This is a genomic window from Actinosynnema sp. NPDC004786, from assembly GCF_053601135.1.
This window is the reverse complement of record NZ_JBSGBG010000041.1, coordinates 42,535-58,009: the sequence shown is the minus strand read 5'-3', so window position 1 is coordinate 58,009 and position 15,475 is coordinate 42,535. Positions and strand designations below refer to the sequence as shown.

14 protein-coding genes are annotated in these 15,475 nt (G+C 74.5%); 7 read left to right on the top strand and 7 right to left on the bottom strand.

Features of this window, described 5'->3' with window-relative positions:
• Positions 1 to 12 precede the first annotated feature (12 nt).
• Complete coding sequence (locus ACWEFJ_RS30035; RefSeq protein WP_449715762.1) at positions 13 to 753, top strand: winged helix-turn-helix transcriptional regulator; 741 nt, start codon at positions 13 to 15, stop codon at positions 751 to 753.
• A 196-nt stretch (positions 754 to 949) separates the two neighbouring features.
• Here ACWEFJ_RS30035 and ACWEFJ_RS30030 read toward each other — a convergent pair whose 3' ends face one another.
• Genes ACWEFJ_RS30030 through ACWEFJ_RS30010 form a run of 5 tightly spaced genes read right to left on the bottom strand, consistent with a single transcriptional unit; the run spans position 950 to position 6,728 of the window.
• Positions 950 to 1,591 carry a hypothetical protein gene (locus ACWEFJ_RS30030; RefSeq protein ID WP_449715761.1) on the bottom strand — a complete coding sequence of 214 codons (642 nt, stop codon included), beginning with the start codon at positions 1,589 to 1,591 and terminating at the stop codon, positions 950 to 952.
• Positions 1,588 to 3,303 (bottom strand): ABC transporter substrate-binding protein, encoded by a 1,716-nt coding sequence (locus tag ACWEFJ_RS30025; protein WP_449715760.1) that lies wholly within the window; start codon positions 3,301 to 3,303, stop codon positions 1,588 to 1,590. Before ACWEFJ_RS30025 ends, ACWEFJ_RS30030 begins: the two co-directional genes overlap by 4 nt.
• A gap of 28 nt (positions 3,304 to 3,331) precedes the next feature.
• Entirely contained in the window at positions 3,332 to 4,621 is a 1,290-nt protein-coding gene (locus ACWEFJ_RS30020; protein ID WP_378090636.1) for an aminotransferase class V-fold PLP-dependent enzyme, read from the bottom strand.
• Between the two features lie 50 nt (positions 4,622 to 4,671).
• A complete protein-coding gene (locus tag ACWEFJ_RS30015) occupies positions 4,672 to 5,394 on the bottom strand; it encodes a DUF899 family protein (RefSeq protein WP_449715759.1) in 723 nt (240 codons plus the stop codon).
• Positions 5,391 to 6,728: a DUF885 domain-containing protein gene (locus tag ACWEFJ_RS30010; RefSeq protein WP_449715758.1), complete on the bottom strand. Its 1,338-nt coding sequence runs from the start codon at positions 6,726 to 6,728 to the stop codon at positions 5,391 to 5,393. Before ACWEFJ_RS30010 ends, ACWEFJ_RS30015 begins: the two co-directional genes overlap by 4 nt.
• 181 nt (positions 6,729 to 6,909) lie before the next feature.
• Here ACWEFJ_RS30010 and ACWEFJ_RS30005 point away from each other — a divergent pair, with 181 nt between their 5' ends.
• From ACWEFJ_RS30005 to ACWEFJ_RS29985, 5 genes are read left to right on the top strand one after another with little or no spacing between them, the layout of a single operon-like run.
• Positions 6,910 to 7,626, top strand: a complete 717-nt coding sequence (locus ACWEFJ_RS30005; protein ID WP_449715757.1) for a crotonobetainyl-CoA--carnitine CoA-transferase — start codon at positions 6,910 to 6,912, stop codon at positions 7,624 to 7,626.
• A complete protein-coding gene (locus tag ACWEFJ_RS30000; RefSeq protein ID WP_378090640.1) occupies positions 7,623 to 8,885 on the top strand; it encodes an aminotransferase class V-fold PLP-dependent enzyme in 1,263 nt (420 codons plus the stop codon). The genes ACWEFJ_RS30005 and ACWEFJ_RS30000 overlap by 4 nt, the downstream gene beginning before the upstream one ends.
• Positions 8,886 to 8,914: 29 nt before the next feature.
• Positions 8,915 to 9,781: a class I SAM-dependent methyltransferase gene (locus tag ACWEFJ_RS29995; RefSeq protein WP_449715756.1), complete on the top strand. Its 867-nt coding sequence runs from the start codon at positions 8,915 to 8,917 to the stop codon at positions 9,779 to 9,781.
• 8 nt (positions 9,782 to 9,789) lie between these two features.
• Entirely contained in the window at positions 9,790 to 10,935 is a 1,146-nt protein-coding gene (locus ACWEFJ_RS29990) for a trans-sulfuration enzyme family protein (RefSeq protein WP_449715755.1), read from the top strand.
• A 7-nt stretch (positions 10,936 to 10,942) separates the two neighbouring features.
• Positions 10,943 to 11,917: a homocysteine S-methyltransferase family protein gene (locus ACWEFJ_RS29985; RefSeq protein WP_378090643.1), complete on the top strand. Its 975-nt coding sequence runs from the start codon at positions 10,943 to 10,945 to the stop codon at positions 11,915 to 11,917.
• Here ACWEFJ_RS29985 and ACWEFJ_RS29980 read toward each other — a convergent pair.
• Both ACWEFJ_RS29980 and ACWEFJ_RS29975 read right to left on the bottom strand, forming a co-directional pair.
• Complete coding sequence (locus ACWEFJ_RS29980) at positions 11,828 to 13,189, bottom strand: metallopeptidase TldD-related protein (protein WP_449715754.1); 1,362 nt, start codon at positions 13,187 to 13,189, stop codon at positions 11,828 to 11,830. The two genes, ACWEFJ_RS29985 and ACWEFJ_RS29980, sit on opposite strands and share 90 nt — an antisense overlap.
• Positions 13,186 to 14,634 (bottom strand): TldD/PmbA family protein, encoded by a 1,449-nt coding sequence (locus ACWEFJ_RS29975; RefSeq protein WP_449715753.1) that lies wholly within the window; start codon positions 14,632 to 14,634, stop codon positions 13,186 to 13,188. Before ACWEFJ_RS29975 ends, ACWEFJ_RS29980 begins: the two co-directional genes overlap by 4 nt.
• A gap of 184 nt (positions 14,635 to 14,818) precedes the next feature.
• Here ACWEFJ_RS29975 and ACWEFJ_RS29970 point away from each other — a divergent pair, with 184 nt between their 5' ends.
• Positions 14,819 to 15,433, top strand: a complete 615-nt coding sequence (locus ACWEFJ_RS29970; RefSeq protein WP_449715752.1) for a TOPRIM nucleotidyl transferase/hydrolase domain-containing protein — start codon at positions 14,819 to 14,821, stop codon at positions 15,431 to 15,433.
• Positions 15,434 to 15,475: the final 42 nt, after the last annotated feature.

The following is a 15,475-nucleotide window of genomic DNA, read 5'->3' as shown; positions in this document are numbered from 1 at the left end:
TATAGTAGTCAAATGGCAGCCAAGCGGACCTACCACCAGTACTGCGGGCTGGCGTCCGCGCTCGACGTCGTCGGCGAGCGGTGGACGTTGCTGATCGTGCGCGAGCTGCTGATGGGCCCGCGCCGCTACGTCGACCTGCTGGCCGACCTGCCCGCCCTGGGCACCAACCTGCTCGCGGAGCGGCTGAAGTTCCTGGTCGAGAAGGGCGTCGTGGAGCAGGTGGACCTGCACGGCACCGGGTCGCGGCTGGCCTACCAGCTGACCGCGACGGGCCAGGAGCTGCGGCCTCTCGTGGCGGGGCTGACCCGGTGGGGCATGCGCTTCGTGGGGGAGGTGTCGGAGGAGGACACCGTGCGCCCGCACTGGGGGTTCCTCGCCGTGGAGGCCATGCTGCGGCCGGAGAAGGCGACCGACGTGGACGAGTGCTACGAGTTCCGGGTGGACGACGCCGTCTACCACATCGAGGTCCGCGACCGCGTGCCGCGCGCGGTGAAAGGACCGGCGGAGGCGGCCGCCATGGTGGCGACCACGGACGCCACCACGTTCGTGGAGATCGGCTCCGGCCGGCTGACCCCGCTGGCCGCGATGGTGACCGGCCGGCTGTCGCTGGTGGGGGAGTCCGACGCGGTGCTGCGGTGCTGCGACCTGCTGGGCCTGGAGGCCGGGGTGGCTCCCGCCGCCGGTCGGGCGACGGGCCGTGCGACGGGCCGGAAGGGCCGGTCGCCGGTGACCGCCGCACGTCGCCGGGCGTGACGGCAGTGCGCGGCGAGGTCCGACGGGCCGGGTCCGGCGGTTGCACCCGCCGGCGGCGGGGCGGGCTCGCGCCGAGCGCCGACGGGCGTGCCGGCGGTTGCCTGCGACGGCCGGGTGGGCTCGCGCCGAGCGCCGGCGGCGTGCCGGGTTCCGGCGGTGGGTCGAGCCGGGCTGGTGGCCGGGGCTCCAGGGCCGGTCAGTGCAGGACGTCGTCGAGCCGGATGGCCTTGAACCGGCGGGCCCGGAAGTCGCAGTACCAGAGGCTGTAGCCGTCCCAGGCCATCCCGGTGGGCGCGCCCTCGACCAGCGCCGTGCCCACGATCCGCCCGGTCCGGGTGTCCACGGCGCGCACCAGCCCGGTGTCGAACTCGCCGTACACCACGGTGCGGTTGACCACCGTCAGCCCCGAGGGCGACCCCACGATCGGGATCTCCCGCCGCACCGTCATCGTCTCGAAGTCCCGCAGTTGCAGCACCGCGGGCGCGCGCAGGCACATCCACACGCCCTCGCCGCCCATCTCGACGCCGCACAGCCTGCCGCTGGACGGCTTGACCGGCTTGGTGCCGACGACCTCCCCGGTGTTCGGGTCGACCAGCACGATCCGCTTCGGCCGGTCGCCCACCTGGCACAGCACGCCGTCGTGGTGGGTCAGGTCCGCGCGCACCCGGTCGCACGCCAGCTCGCGCACCACCTCGCCGAACCCGGGGTGGATCGCCCAGATCTTCCCGGCGTCCTGGTCCGAGTGCCACAGCAGTCCGTCGGCCCAGGTCAGGCCGCACAGGTAGTGGCCCGGCGCGGGCAGCGAGCGCACCACCGGGATCGTCGTCGGCGCGGTCACGACTCACGCTCCAGCCACACGTTGGACAGGTCGAACCACCGGTCGATGGTCGGCATCGGGATGGCGTTGCGCACCCGGCTGCCCTTGAGGTGGGGGATGGTCGGCGCGTGCTCCAGGATCGGCACGATTGCCGCGTCCCGCATGACCAGCTCGTCCACCCGGTGCCAGATGTCGTGCGCCCGGTCCTCGTCGACCGTGGTGAGCGCCTCCTCGATCAGCCGGTCCACCTCGGGGTTGCTGTAGCAGCCGTAGTTGCTGGTGCCCCTGGCCCGGTTGGTCTGGAACATCGGCTGGAGGAACGCGCGGCCGTTGTTGCCGAACCAGTCCGGCGTCCACGACGGCGAGGTGAGGTCCCACTCGCCCGCCTCGGCGTGGGCCGGGTCCTGGAGGTAGGCGTAGTAGTCGGCGTGGCCCATCGGCAGCAGGTCGACCGTGATGCCCGCCCGTTCCAGGTCCGCGGCGCACGACTTGGCGACCTCGGGGTTGGCGTCCACGTCGCGGTGCAGGAAGGTCAACGTCAGCCCGTCCGGGTACCCGGCCTCGGCCAGCAGCGCGCGGCAGCGGTCGGGGTCGCCCCGGTCGCCCGGCGTCGGGTACAGGTCGAACAGCTCGTACCCGACGTTGCCGGGCGGGATCGCCGAGCGGGCCGGTCGCATCACCGTGCCCGCCGCGAGCCGGTCGTAGATGTCGAGCACCGCCACCTTGTCGAACGCGTAGGCGAGCGCCCGGCGCACCTCCGGCCTGGCCAGCGCGCCGCCGTTGTTGGGGCTGACCGTGTTGAACACCAGGTACGGGTTGAGCGCGTAGCCCAGGTCGTTGCCCGGGTCGGTCGGGTTCGCCGAGTACGGCTCGGTGACGGGCGAGGCCCACGACAGGTCCGCCTCGCCGGAGGTGATCTTCCGGCCGACCGCGGGCGGGTCGGCCCGCTCCATGACCACCTCGACCGCGTCGACGTGCTGGTTGCGCACCTCGTCGGTCGCCTTGTCCCACACCGGGTTGCGCTCCAGCCGCAGGTGCCTGCCGTGGTCGTAGGCCACGACCCGGTACGGGCCGTTGGAGCGGACGCCGCCGTGCCGGAACTCCTCGCCGTCCGGCACGAGCGCGTCGTACTCGACGGGCGCGGCCGAGGCGAACGGCACCGCCAGGATGTGGATGAAGTCGGCGGCCGGGCGCAGCAGCTCGAACACCAGCGTCCGGTCGTCCAGCACCCGGATGCCGCTGATCTCGTGGCTGTTCTGGAACGCCGCCAGCTCGGCGGGCGTGGCGTCGGCGTGCGGCACGGCGGCCGCGTACGCGGCGGCGAACTCGGCCATGCCCCGGATGGTGCTGGTGAAGTACCGGATCGCGCCCGCGCCGCACACCGGGTTGCACATCCGCTTGAAGCCGCGGACGAAGTCGTGCGCGGTCACCTCGCGCGGCGGCGTGGTGTCCCACAGCACGCCGCGGCGCAGGCGGACGGTGTAGGTCAGGTGGTTCACGCTCAGCCCGGCGTTGTACGTCGTCGGCACCTCGACCGCGACGTCGGGCACCGGCGTGATGGCGCGCCAGTCCCGCAGGTCCTTCACCGCCGGGTAGGTGAACAGCTGCCGGGCGAACAGCCGGATGACCTGGTGGCCCAGCGCGTAGTAGGCCGACGCCGGGTCGAGGTGGTCCATGCTGCCGGGGCCGTAGAGCCGGAGGGTTCCCCCGCGCCGCGGTTGCGTGCTGCTCATCTGCTGGTGACCTCCGGGTCGGGGCGGGTCAGGACATCTCGTCCGCGAGCCGGGCCATGACCTTCAGCGCCCGGTCGATCTCGTCGTGGTGGTTGAACAGGTGCGTGCAGACGCGGGCCGCGTAGTGCATGTGCGGCGAGCCCGGCACGTCGAACTCGACCCACCTGATCCAGATCCGGTGCTCGGACTCCAGGCGGTCGACGTACGCCATGATCTTGTTGATGTTCCAGGCGTCCTCGGGGTCGCGGAACGGCTTGAACGCGACCACCGGCGAGTGCAGGCGCGGGTCGTGCAGCGGCGAGTAGAGGGCGTCCTCGCCGAACAGCTCCACGACCCGGCGCTTGACGTGCCACCCCAGGTCCAGGGCGCGGTGTTCGATGCGCCGGCGGCCGATCCGGTTCCAGATCTCGCACGCCTTGGCCAGCCCGGCGGCGCGGCCGATGCTCGCGCTGCCCGCGCTCTGCAGGTAGTCGCCCATGTTGTAGGTCTCGACCGACGTGGTGGTGCGCTTGGGCATGCCGCCGACGAGCGGGTACCAGGTGGAGATCACCGGCCAGAACCGGGGCAGCGGCAGCGGGTTGTGCTCGGGGAAGACCTTGTTGCGCACGTACAGCAGGCCGGTGCCCAGCGGGCCGCACTGGAACTTCGAGCCCGAGCCCGCCATGAAGTCCACGCCCAGCTCGCGCAGGTTCGCCTCGACCATGCCGGGCAGCAGCGCGGCGTCGGCGATGGTGATGATCCCGTGCCGCTGGGCGAGGTCGCACAGCGCCCGGATCGGCATCCGGGTGCCGGTGTAGAGCGTGGTCGCGGCGAACGCCATCACCTTGGTGCGCGGGGTGATCGCGGCCTCGAACGCGGCGATGACCTGCTCCGCGGTGGTGTCCGGGCCGGACGGCAGGGTGACCAGGTCGACCCGGACGCCGTGGCGGTTGCGCGCGAGGTTGAAGTTCGACAGCACGGAGAAGCACTCGTGCGTGGTGGTCAGCACCGCGTCGTCCGGGCCGAGGTCCAGGCCGGCCACGATCCGCGAGATGCCCTCGGTGGCGTTGTGGCAGATGACCAGCTCGTCCTGGTCCACCCCGAAGTCCCGGGCGATCTGCGCCCGGTACCCGGGGTAGAGGCTGGGCGGGTAGATGTTGGCCAGGCTGCCCGCCCACTCCCGGGTGACCCGCTGGTAGGTCTCGACCACCTCGTGCGGCGTCGCGCCGACGGTGCCGGTGTTCAGGTGGGTGGCCGAGGGGTCGAGCGCGAAGAGGTCCCGGATCGCGTCCCACGACGCCGTGGCGAGGCCGGAGTCGAAGTCGATGCTCAGCGCCACGGTTCATCCCTTCGCGCGACTGCCGGAATGCCCCTCACGCTATCGGAATCTCAAGTGGACGAGGAAGTGACCAATCGGGTGCTCCCACCTTGCGGCACGTAGTCGTTGTCCGCGTACCAGTCGCCGCGGCCACCCGGTAGGAGGTCGAGCACGTTCCACACCGGGTTGAGCAGGTCGATGCCGCGCTCGGCGCCGTCGAAGTGGTTGGCGGGCAACGAGTAGAAGTGGCGCACGGCGTCGCCCTCGGCGCGCAGCACGCTCACCATCGGCCGCTGGTCGCCGTTGGCGCGCTCGGCGTTCAGGTCGGCGTTGAAGGTCGTGCCGTGGCTCGACAGGATGCGCAGGCCGTCCCAGCCGCGCCGGTCCGACCAGGCCCGCAGCTTCTCCAGCGGCGCCTTGCCGATCACCACGAACGCCGTGTGCTGCGCCAGGTGCGTGGCGACGCCGCGCAGCGCGTCCACCCACATCGAGCACATCGGACACGCCTCGGCGTGGTCCGGGTGGAACATCAGGTGGTAGATGAACATCGTGTCGTGCTCGCCGAACAGGTCGCGCAACCGGGTGCGCACCGGACCGCCCGGCCCGTCCTCGGTCAGCTCGTAGTCGCGCAGCACCGGGCCGGGCGGCATCGCCCGGCGCGCCGCGGCCACCGCCTCGACCTCGTCGCGCAGCCTCCGCTCGGCCCTGGCCAGCTCCATCCGGGCGGCCTGGTACTCCGGGCTCGCGCCCGCCGGCCAGATCGGCAGCACGGGCTGGTCGTGGGTACCGCTCATCTCGACCCCTTTCCGTCCGCAGTGGACCGCGCGGCGGCGGCCACGCCCTCGGGCCGCTCGACGCCGCAGGCCCAGGGTTGCCGATCGGCGGCACGGGGCACAACCGCCGCGCTCTGCCCGTTCGGGTGATCCGCCATCACCCCGTCGCGCAGCTCGTCGGGCAGGAACGGCGTGCGCAGCAACCGGTCGAACCGGTCGGCGACGGTCTCCCCGCCGGGCCGCGCGTCGAGCCACGCGGACACCAGCCGCCGACCCTCGACGTAGCTCACGGTGTAGGCGCGCCACAGGGGATCGGTCAGGAACTCGACCATGTGCCGGGCCCGCGGCTCGGGCAGCAGCAGCCACCGGACCAGGTGCGCCACGACGTCCTCGGCGGGCACACCCCGGTCGTGCAGCATGATCGCCGCGTCCTGGCGCACCCGCATCAGCTTCCACCACGAGCGCATCACCGCCTCCACCCGCTCGCCGTCCACCCGGATGCCCTCCCCGGCCAGGACCTCCGCCGTCCACGGTCCCCAGCCGTCGCCGACGGACGCGTCCAGCGCCAGCTCGGCCGCGCCCTCCGCGACGAGGCACTGCGGGGTGTTGACCAGGGCGAGGGCGTGCTCGGCCTCGGCGCGCCGCTCGACCAGCCCGGCCTGCTTGAGGCAGTGCTCGGTGTGGTGGCCCGGGTAGGACTCGTGCGTGGCGAGCAGGGGCAGGGCGGCGAGGTTGCGGCCGGCGCGCGAGTCGAGCATCACCACGGAGCGGTAGTCGCCCAGGTAGCGGTTGAAGGCGTGCCACGGCTTGTCGTGCACGACCTCGTAGCGGACGTGCTCGCCCTCCGGCAACCCGTGTCGCTCGCGCACCAGCGGGCGCACCGCGTCGGACACGGATTGCACGGCGCGGTGGAGGTCGTCGGGTCCGACCGTGTTGGCGTCGTGGAACCGCTCCAGCCGCGCGCCCAGGTCCCCGTCGCCCGGCAGCAGGGCGCGGATCTCGTCGTGCGCCTCGGCGTAGCGGTCCTGGTCGCCGACTTCGACGTCCACCCGGAAGTAGGCGCGCACCTCGGCGCGGAACGGCACGTCCCGCCCGGCCAGCCGCAGCGCCGTGCACCTCATCGCCGCCAGGTGCGCGTCCAGGAAGCGCTTGCGCCGCTCGGCGAGACCGCCGTCCGCCACGCGCGCCCGGATCTCGTCGGCCTGCCGGGCGAGGTCCGCCGGCGCCGGCGCGGGCTCGTCGGCCACCTCGCGCGACAGCGCCGGGTCGCCGAACCAGCAGTCCACGTAGCCGTCGGCCAGCCTGCCCAGGCGCAGGCCCAGTCGCAGGTACTCGCGCACCTCCGGCTCGTCCATGGCGCCTCCCGCCCTCGGTGTGCGTCGGTGACCGTAGTGCGCGGTCGGGAGGCCGGCAACGCGAAGGTGACCGGGCGCCCGGTCGGGTGGCCGCGGCGTCCACCCGATCAGGTGGCTATAGAAATATATAGCGACTGACTACAGTCGGAACCGTTCGCCCGGCCCGTCGGGAGGTTGTCCTGTGTTCGACGCGATCGTGGACCGGATACGCCCCGACGTGCTGGACCTCCGCCTGGACGAGGCGTTCTGCCGCGAGGTCGCCGACACCTACGAGCGCGCGCCGACGTGGGCGCTGGACCGGGACCTCGCGCGCAGCTACCAGGCGCTCCAACGGGTGAGCCTGCGCCAGTTCGAGCGGGTCGTCGCCGCCGGCCTCCGCGTCGTGCCGTGGCGCGGCGAAGGGCTGCCGTACCGCGACTCCGCCGAGCTGCGCGGCCAGGTCCGGCGCACCGGGGTGCTCGAGCTGCACCTGACCAAGGACGGGCACGGCTCGCCCGGCGGCCCGGCGGACCACCCGATGCGCGCGTCCGCGGGCGTCGAGGTCGACGGCGAACCGTTGTGCCACAACGACGTCTTCCGCGTGGTGCACGACGTGTTCGGGCACGTGGCGTTCGACCAGGGCTTCGGCCCGCGCGGCGAGTTCAAGGCGACGTACCTGCACGCGCGGATGTACCCGCCGTCCGCCCGGCCGGCGTTGTTCACCGAGCAGATCGGCCAGGTCTGCTGGTTCTTCTTCGGGCCGCACCTGAGGGATCGCGACGGCGCGCTCCGCTCGCCCGGCGACCACGGGTACGTGCCCGCCCGCGACCGGCCCTACCCCCGGCAGAAGGTGTTCGCCTTCGACCGGCGTTACCTGCACCGGTTCGGTGCGCTGTTCACCACGCAGGAGGCCCGATGAGCCAGGTCCACGCGGGCGCGCTGCCCGCGTCCGTGCGCGACGACTTCCCGCTGCTGCGCGGCGACCGCGCGCCGGTCTACCTCGACAACGCCGCCACCACGCAGAAACCGCAGGCGGTGCTCGACGCGATCGTGGCCTACTACCGCACCGCCAACAGCAACGTCGGCCGCGGCCACCACCGGCTCGCCCTGGCGGCCACGGACCACTACGAGGCCGCGCGGGCCGCGGTCGCGCGGTTCCTCGGCGCGGCGCACCCGGACGAGGTCGTGTTCACCGCCAACACCACGGACTCCACCAACCTCGTCGCGGACGTCGTCGGCCGGCGGGTCGTCGGCCGCGGCGACCGGGTGGTGGTCACGGGCCTGGAGCACAACAGCAACCTGCTGCCGTGGCGGCGGCTCTGCGACGAGGTCGGCGCGGAGCTGGTGGTCGCGCCCGCCGGCCCGGACGGCCGGGTCGACCTGGCCGCGTTCGCCGCGCTGATGGGCCCGGGGGTGCGGATCGTCGCCGCCGCCCACGTGTCGAACGTGCTCGGCACGGTCAACCCGGTGCGCGAGCTGGCCGCGCAGGCGCACCGGCACGGCGCGCTGGTGCTGGTGGACGGCGCGCAGGCGGTCCCGCACCTGCCGGTGGACGTGCGGGAGCTGGACGCGGACTTCTACTGCTTCTCCGGCCACAAGGTGTACGGGCCGATGGGCGTCGGCGTGCTGTACGGCAGGCGTGAACTGCTCGCCGGGATGCCGCCGTACCGGGTCGGCGGCGGCACGGTCAAGGGCGTCCGCCACGACGAGCCGGTCCGCTACGTCCCCGGCCCGGCGCGGTTCGAGGCCGGCACGCCGAACGTCGCGGGCGCGGTCGGGCTGGCGGCCGGCCTGGAGTACCTGCTGGACCTCGGGTGGCCCGCCGTCCGCGCGCACGACGAGAGCCTGGTCGCGGCGGTGCTGGACGCCGTCGCGGACCTCGACGACGTGGACGTGGTCGGCGATCCGGGCGCGACGCCGTGCGGCATCGTGTCGTTGTCCGTGCGCGGCATCCACCCCTACGACGTCGGCGGGCACCTGGACGCCCACGGCATCGCCGTGCGCTGCGGCGTGCACTGCGCCAGCACGTTCCTCGACAGCCTCGGCCTGCTCGGGACCGTCCGGCTGTCCTTCGCGGTCTACAACACGCCCGCGGAGATCGAGTACCTGCGGTCCGTGCTCAAGACCGTGCAACCCGGCACGTGGACCGCCGAGCACCCCGCCGACCGCTTCCTCTGATCGCGACCGACACCACACCGAGAGGCCCCATGACCGCCACCGAGTTCGACCCCGTCCGGTTCAAGGAACGCCAGCGCGACCACTGGGACGCCATCAGCTCCGGGTGGCTGTCCGTGGCCGACACGTTCGAGCGCGGCGCGGCGGTGGTGACCGCGCGCCTGGTGGCACTCGGCGAGGTGGGGCCGGGCGACTCCGTGCTCGACGTCGGCACCGGGGTGGGCGAGCCCGCGCTCACCGCGGCCGCCGCCGTCAGCCCGACCGGCCGGGTGCTCGGCGTGGACCTCGCGCCCGGCATGGTGGACCTGGCGCGCCGCCGGGCCGACGGGGTGCCCAACGCGGAGTTCCTGGTCGGGGACGTCGAGTCGCTGGCCCTGCCCCGGGACGGCTTCGACGCGGTGCTCGCCCGGTGGAGCCTGATGTTCGTGCCCGACCCGGTGGCCGCGTTCCGCTCGATCGCGGCGGTGCTGCGGCCGGGCGGGGTGCTGGCCGCGTCGACCTGGGGACCGCCCGAGTCCGCGCCCATGCTCTCGCTGGGCTTCCGCGTGCTCGCCGGGCGGCTGCGGCTGCCCGCCCCGCCGCCGGGGGAACCGGGGCCGTTCAGCATGTCGGACCCCGCGGCGCTCCACGAACTGGCGACCGCCGCCGGGTTCGCCGACGTCTCGGTCGTCCCGGTCGAGGTGCCGTTCGAGCTGGAGTCCGCGGTCTCCTACGCCCGGTTCACCAAGGCGATCACGCCACTGGCCCTGCGACGGCTGGCCCGTGAACGGCTCGGCGCGGAGGAACCCGAGCTGTGGACCGACGTCGCCGCGGCGGTCGCCGGCCACGCCCGGCCGGACGGCCGGATCCCCTTGCCCAGCACGGCGCTCTGCCTGCGGGCGAGCAAGCCGGTCGGGTGAGCCCGGCCATGCGCTTCGACACCAAGCTGGTCCACGAGGGCCAGCGGACCCAGGTCGGCACCGGCGACGTCATCCCGCCGATCCACGTCTCCGCGACCTTCGACCAGTTCGCCCAGGACCCGGCGCGGTACTTCTACGCGCGCGGCGAGAGCCCGACCCGGGAGAACCTGGAGACCTGCCTGGCCGCGCTGGAGGACGTGCGGTTCGCGCTCGCCTTCTCCTCCGGCCAGGCCGCCGCCGCGGCCGTGCTGTCGCTGCTGGAGCCGGGCAGCCGGGTGATCGCGTCGGACGACGTCTACGGCGGCACGTACGCGTTGTTCGACCTGTGCCGCAGGCGTGGGGTGGACGTCCGCCAGGTCGACCTGTCCGACCCGGCCGCGGCCGCCGCGGCGCTGGCGGGCGACGTCGACCTGGTCTGGGTGGAGACGCCGACCAACCCGCTGATGAAGATCACCGACATCGCCGCGGTGAGCGACGCCGCCCACCGCGCGGGCGCGGTCGTGGTGGTGGACAACACCTTCGCGAGCCCGGCCCTGCAACAACCCTTGGCCGCCGGCGCGGACGTGAGCCTGCACAGCACCACGAAGTTCATCGGCGGCCACTCCGACCTGGTCGGCGGCGCGCTGGTGCTGGACGACCCGGCGCTCTACCAGCGGCTGGCCGAGCACCGGACGGTCGTCGGCGGGGTGCCGGGCGCGCTGGACTGCTACCTGGCGCACCGGGGGCTGAAGACGCTGTCGCTGCGGGTCGCGCGGCAGGTGGCGAACGCGTGGGCGGCGGTCGAGGCGCTGGTCGCGTCGCCGTTCGTCGGCGCGGTGCACTACCCGGGCCTGCCCGACCACCCGCAGTTCGAGCTGGCCGCCGCGCAGATGTCCGCGCCCGGCTCGATGGTCAGCTTCGAGTACCTGGGCGACGTGGACGAGCTGCTGCGCCGCACGGAGCTGTTCGCGGCCGCGGTGAGCCTGGGCGGCGTGCGGTCGCTGATCGAGTGCCCGGCGTCGATGAGCCACCGGCCGGTGCCGCGGGAGGTCCGGCTGCGGGCCGGCGTGGTGGACCACCTCGTGCGGCTGTCGTTCGGCATCGAGGACCCGGCCGACCTGGTGGAGGACCTGTCCGCCGCGATGGCCGCGGCGTCGTACGCGGAACGGAGTTGAGCACGGGATGAGCGCGACGGTGCTGCTGGACGGCGGTCTGGCGACGGAGCTGCAACGGGCCGGGCTGCCGGTGCGACCGCCCTGGTGGACGACCCGGGCGTTGCTGACCGACGCCAACCGGGCCGTGCTGCGCGAGGTGCACGGGCAGTACCTGCGGGCGGGCGCGCGGGTGATCACCGCCGGCACGTTCCGCTGCAACGAGCGCGCGTTGCGCGCCAACGGGCTGGACGCGGCGGGCCTGGGCTGGATGGTCCACGCCGCGGTCGGCGTCGCCCAGGCCGCGCGCCGCGCGGAGGAGGTCCCGGACGCGCTGGTCGGCGCGTCGATGGCCCCGGTCGAGGACTGCTACCGGCCCGACCTGGTGCCCTCGGACGACGAGCTGCGGCGCGAACACCTCTGGCTGGCCACGGAGCTGGTGCGGGCCCGGGTGGACCTGGTGCTGATCGAGACCATGAACACCCTGCGCGAGGCGCGGATCGCGCTGGAGGCGGTCCGGGCGGTCGGCGCCCGCGCCTGGGTCGCCTTCGTGTGCGCGGACGGGCCCCGGCTGCTGTCGGGGGAGGACCTGGGCGAGGCCGCGCGGGTCGTGGAGGGCGAGGGCGCGGCCGCCGTGCTGGCCAACTGCGTGCCGTTCGCGGAGGCCGAGCCGTGCCTGGAGGCGTTGCGGGCGAACTGCGCCGGGCCGATCGGGGTCTACCCGAACCTGGAGCGGCGCGACGGCGTCGGCCGGTGGGAGCACGTGGACGGCGTGCTGCCCGCGGCCGTGGAGCCGGAGGAGTTCGCGGTCACGATGAGCCGGTGGCGGGCCGACTACGGCGCGGACGTGCTGGGCGGGTGCTGCGGCAGCACGCCGGACCACATCGCCGCGCTGCGCGTGGCGCTCGGGTCGCCGTCACCGGCTGACGGAGGTCAGCGCGAAGTCCTCCACCCGCAGGGCGGGCATGGCGGTGCGGAACTCCCGGTCGTCCCACTCCCGGGGTAGCGCCCGCTCGGTGCGGCCCACGTCGGCGACGCGGGCCAGCAGCTCGACCGGGCTCTCGTCGAACCGGAAGTCGTGCGCCGTGCCCACGACCTCGCCGCCCTTGACGACCTGGACGCCGTCGCGGGTGACGCCGGTGAGCAGCAGCCGCGCCGGGTCGACCTCCCGCAGGTACCACAGCGAGGTCACCAGCAGGCCGTGGTCGGTGGCCGCCACCACGTCGTCCAGGGTGCGGTCGGCGGGGCCGCCGGACAGCGCGAGGTTGCCGATCCGGGGTGTGGGCGGCACCCCGGCGGTCCGCGCCGAGTGCCCGGTGGTGACCAGGTGGGCCAGCCGCCCGTCGGCGATCCACTCGGTGCGCCGCAGGGGCGTCCCGTTGTCGAAGCACGACTGCCCCGGGCCGGGGGCGCGGACGACGGCGAACGGCGCGCAGTCGAGACCGGGCGCGGCGGGATCGCTCGACAGGGTCAGGGGCGTCGCGGTGAGCCGTTCGCCGAGGCGGGTGCCGCCGTCCGGGCCGCTGAACGCCGTGCCGCCGCGCAGCGCCTCCTGCAGGTCCGCCGCGAGGTGCAGGTGGGTCATGAGGTCGGCGACGCACGACGGCGCCAGGATCACGTCGTAGCGGCCGGGGGAGAGGTCGACCCGGTGGCGGGCCGACGCCAGCCGGGCCGCCATGCGGTCGTGGGCCGCGACCACGTCGAAGTCGGCCAGGTCCGGCACGTCCGCGCCGGCCCACGCGGACGCCGTGTGGCCGGCGTCGTGCGCGGTCAGGTCCAGCACGCCGGCGGGTTGCGCGTGGTGCAGCCGCAGCCCGGAGGACGACGCGAGGTAGGTCGTGCGGACCCGGTGCTCGGCGTAACCGGACGCGGAGTGGCCGCGCGACCGGGCCGCGTCGAAGACCTCGGCCAGGCTCGCCACCACGCCCCGCAACGCCTCGACGGACGTCCCGGCGGGCGGCCGCGACCACTGCGACTCCCGGGCGGCGGGCAGCGGGTGCGCGTCCGGCGCGGGCCTGGCCCGGCCGGCGACGGCCGTCGCCTCGTCCACCGCGGCACGCACCGCGTCGTCGTCCAGCGCGCCCTCCCGCGACACGACCCCGACACCGGCCCCCGGGTCGAGGGCGATCACCGTCAGGGTCCGGCTGTGCACGACGCCGTTGCCCGTCACCGCGTTCCCGGCCCACCGCAGGTGCGCGGTCGAGGTCTCGTCCACGATCGCGATCCGCTCGCCGGGCCCGGCGAGCGCCGCCTCGGCGACGTCCTGCGGCGTCCTCACGTGCCCGCCGTGTTCCGGACGCGCACGCCCTGGAAGACCGCGGCCGGGCAGCCGTGGCTCACCGCGGCCGCCTGCACCGGCCGGCCCTTCCCGCACAGGTCCGCCCCGAACACCCGGTAGGACCGCTCGCCGCCGACCGCGGCCAACGCGCCCCAGAACTCGCGGGTGTCCGACTGGTAGGCGACCCCGGCGAGCTGACCGGCCAGCTCGCCGCGGTGGATGCGGTGCGCCTGCTGCGCGGTGAACTGGAAGTTGTCGCGCCGCGCGTCGATCGACCAGCTGTCGGACCCGACCAGGTAGATGCCCTCGCCGACGGACGCGATCAGCTCCTCGACGCCCGCGCCGCCGGGAGCGGGCGCGAGGTTGACGTTGGGCATCCGCGCGAACGCGGGTCGCAGCGCCGACTCGGCGAACGCGCAGCCGACCGACCGCGTCGCGCCGGCGGCGCGGGCCGTGCGCCGGTCGTACTGGAGGCCGACGAGCACGCCGTCGCGCACGAGGTCCCAGGACTGCGCGGCCACGCCCTGGTCGTCGTAGCCGACGGTGGCCAGGCCGTGCGGCGCGGTCCGGTCGGCGGTGACCGTCATCAGCGGCGACCCGTAGCGCAGCCCGCCCACGTCGTCCGGCCGCACGAAGCTCGTGCCCGCGTAGGACGCCTCGTGCCCCAGCACGCGGTCCAGCTCGGTGGCGTGCCCGACCGACTCGTGGATCGTGAGCCAGAGCTGGGACGGGTCCACGACCAGGTCGTACGTGCCGGGCAGCACGGCCCGCGCGTGCTGCTTGCCGCGCAGCAGGCCCGGCAGCGCGGCCAGTTCGGCGTCCCAGTCCCAGCCCTCGCCGAGGAGGTACTCCCAGCCGCGCCCGGTGGGCGGGCCGACCGTCCGCAGCGTCGCCGACTCGCCGGCCGCCACGACCTGCGGGTGCACCCGGACCCGGTGCTGGGTGGTGGCCGTGCCGGCGAGGTCGGCGTAGAACTTGTCCTCCCGCGCGACGACCACCTTGGCCCGCACGTGCGCGACCCCCGGTGCCGCGAGCAGGCGTGCGCTCCACTCCGCCAGGAGGCCGGCGCGCTCGGACTCGGGCACGGCGAACGGGTCGATCCGGTGCGCCGACGACCACGAGCCGCGGTGCACGGGTTCGGGGACGGGTTCGTCGGCCCGGTCCGGGAGCGCGCAGGCCCGGGCCGTCTCGACGGCTTGGGCGGCGGTGTCCCGCGCGGACCGCTCCGTCAGGTCGCCCGCGGCGGCGAAGCCCCACGCGCCGTCGTGCCAGACCTCCACCGACAGGCCCGCGACCTCGGCGTCGTGCGCGGACCAGACGGAACCGTCGAAGAGCGTCAACTCCGCGGTCCGCACGCGGTCGAGCCGGAACGACGCGTGCCGCGCGCCGAGCCGGCGGGCGTCCGCCAACGCCGCCTCGGCGAGCGCGGTGGGTGAACTGGCCACGTCGATGAAGCTAGAGGACGATCAAGGCCCGGCAGCCGTCGTTGACTCGAAAGTATGACGGCCGCCCGCCTCGCGGCGGTGGTGGCCGAGCCGGGCGCGGGTGGAAAACCGGTGTCCGTCGGGGACGGCCGTTGGCGATACTCGCCACCGTGGGGGACCGGGTGGGGGAGCCGCGCTGGACGACGTGAGTGGTCCCGACGCGACCGACCGGGCCCTGGTCCGCGCCCTGGCGGAACTCGACCGCGCGCGGGCCGTGGTGCTGGTCGAGGGGGTCAGCGACCAGATCGCGGTGGAGGCGGCGGCGTCCGGTCGCGGGCGTGACCTCGACGCGGAACGGGTCGTCGTCGTGCCGATCGGCGGCGCGCACGCGCTCGGCGGTTTCCTGGTGCGGCACGGCCTGCCGGCGACCGGGGTGCGGCTGGCCGGCCTGTGCGACGTGGGCGAGGAGCGGGTGTTCCGGCGCGGGCTGGCGGCGGCCGGGGTCGCGGAGCCCCGCACGCGTGCCGACCTGGCGCGGCTCGGCTTCCACGTGTGCGTGGACGACCTGGAGGACGAGCTGATCCGGGCGGTCGGCGTGGCCGGGGTGGAGGCGGTCTTCGACGTCGGCGGCGACCTGGGCCCGTTCCGCTCGATGCAGGCCCAGCCCGCGTGGCGGGGGCGGGAGCCGGCGGTGCAGATGCGGCGGTTCCTGGGCAGCGGGTCGCGGCGGAAGCTGCGTTATGCGCGGCTGCTCGTGGAGGCGGCGGTGGGGCGGGACGTGCTGCCCCGGCCGTTGGACGCGGTGTTGGCGGCGGTGTGACCGGGTGCGGCGCGGACCGGTGGGCGGGGTCGGTTCGGGCGT

Excerpts from the sequence above, each read along its gene's own strand:
- ACWEFJ_RS30035 (WP_449715762.1), top strand. The coding sequence starts at position 13 with ATGGCAGCCAAGCGGACCTACCACCAGTACTGCGGGCTGGCGTCCGCG.
- ACWEFJ_RS30025 (WP_449715760.1), bottom strand. The coding sequence starts at position 3,303 with ATGAGCAGCACGCAACCGCGGCGCGGGGGAACCCTCCGGCTCTACGGC.
- ACWEFJ_RS30015 (WP_449715759.1), bottom strand. The coding sequence starts at position 5,394 with ATGAGCGGTACCCACGACCAGCCCGTGCTGCCGATCTGGCCGGCGGGC.
- ACWEFJ_RS30010 (WP_449715758.1), bottom strand. The coding sequence starts at position 6,728 with ATGGACGAGCCGGAGGTGCGCGAGTACCTGCGACTGGGCCTGCGCCTG.
- ACWEFJ_RS30000 (WP_378090640.1), top strand. The coding sequence starts at position 7,623 with ATGAGCCAGGTCCACGCGGGCGCGCTGCCCGCGTCCGTGCGCGACGAC.
- ACWEFJ_RS29995 (WP_449715756.1), top strand. The coding sequence starts at position 8,915 with ATGACCGCCACCGAGTTCGACCCCGTCCGGTTCAAGGAACGCCAGCGC.
- ACWEFJ_RS29990 (WP_449715755.1), top strand. The coding sequence starts at position 9,790 with ATGCGCTTCGACACCAAGCTGGTCCACGAGGGCCAGCGGACCCAGGTC.
- ACWEFJ_RS29985 (WP_378090643.1), top strand. The coding sequence starts at position 10,943 with ATGAGCGCGACGGTGCTGCTGGACGGCGGTCTGGCGACGGAGCTGCAA.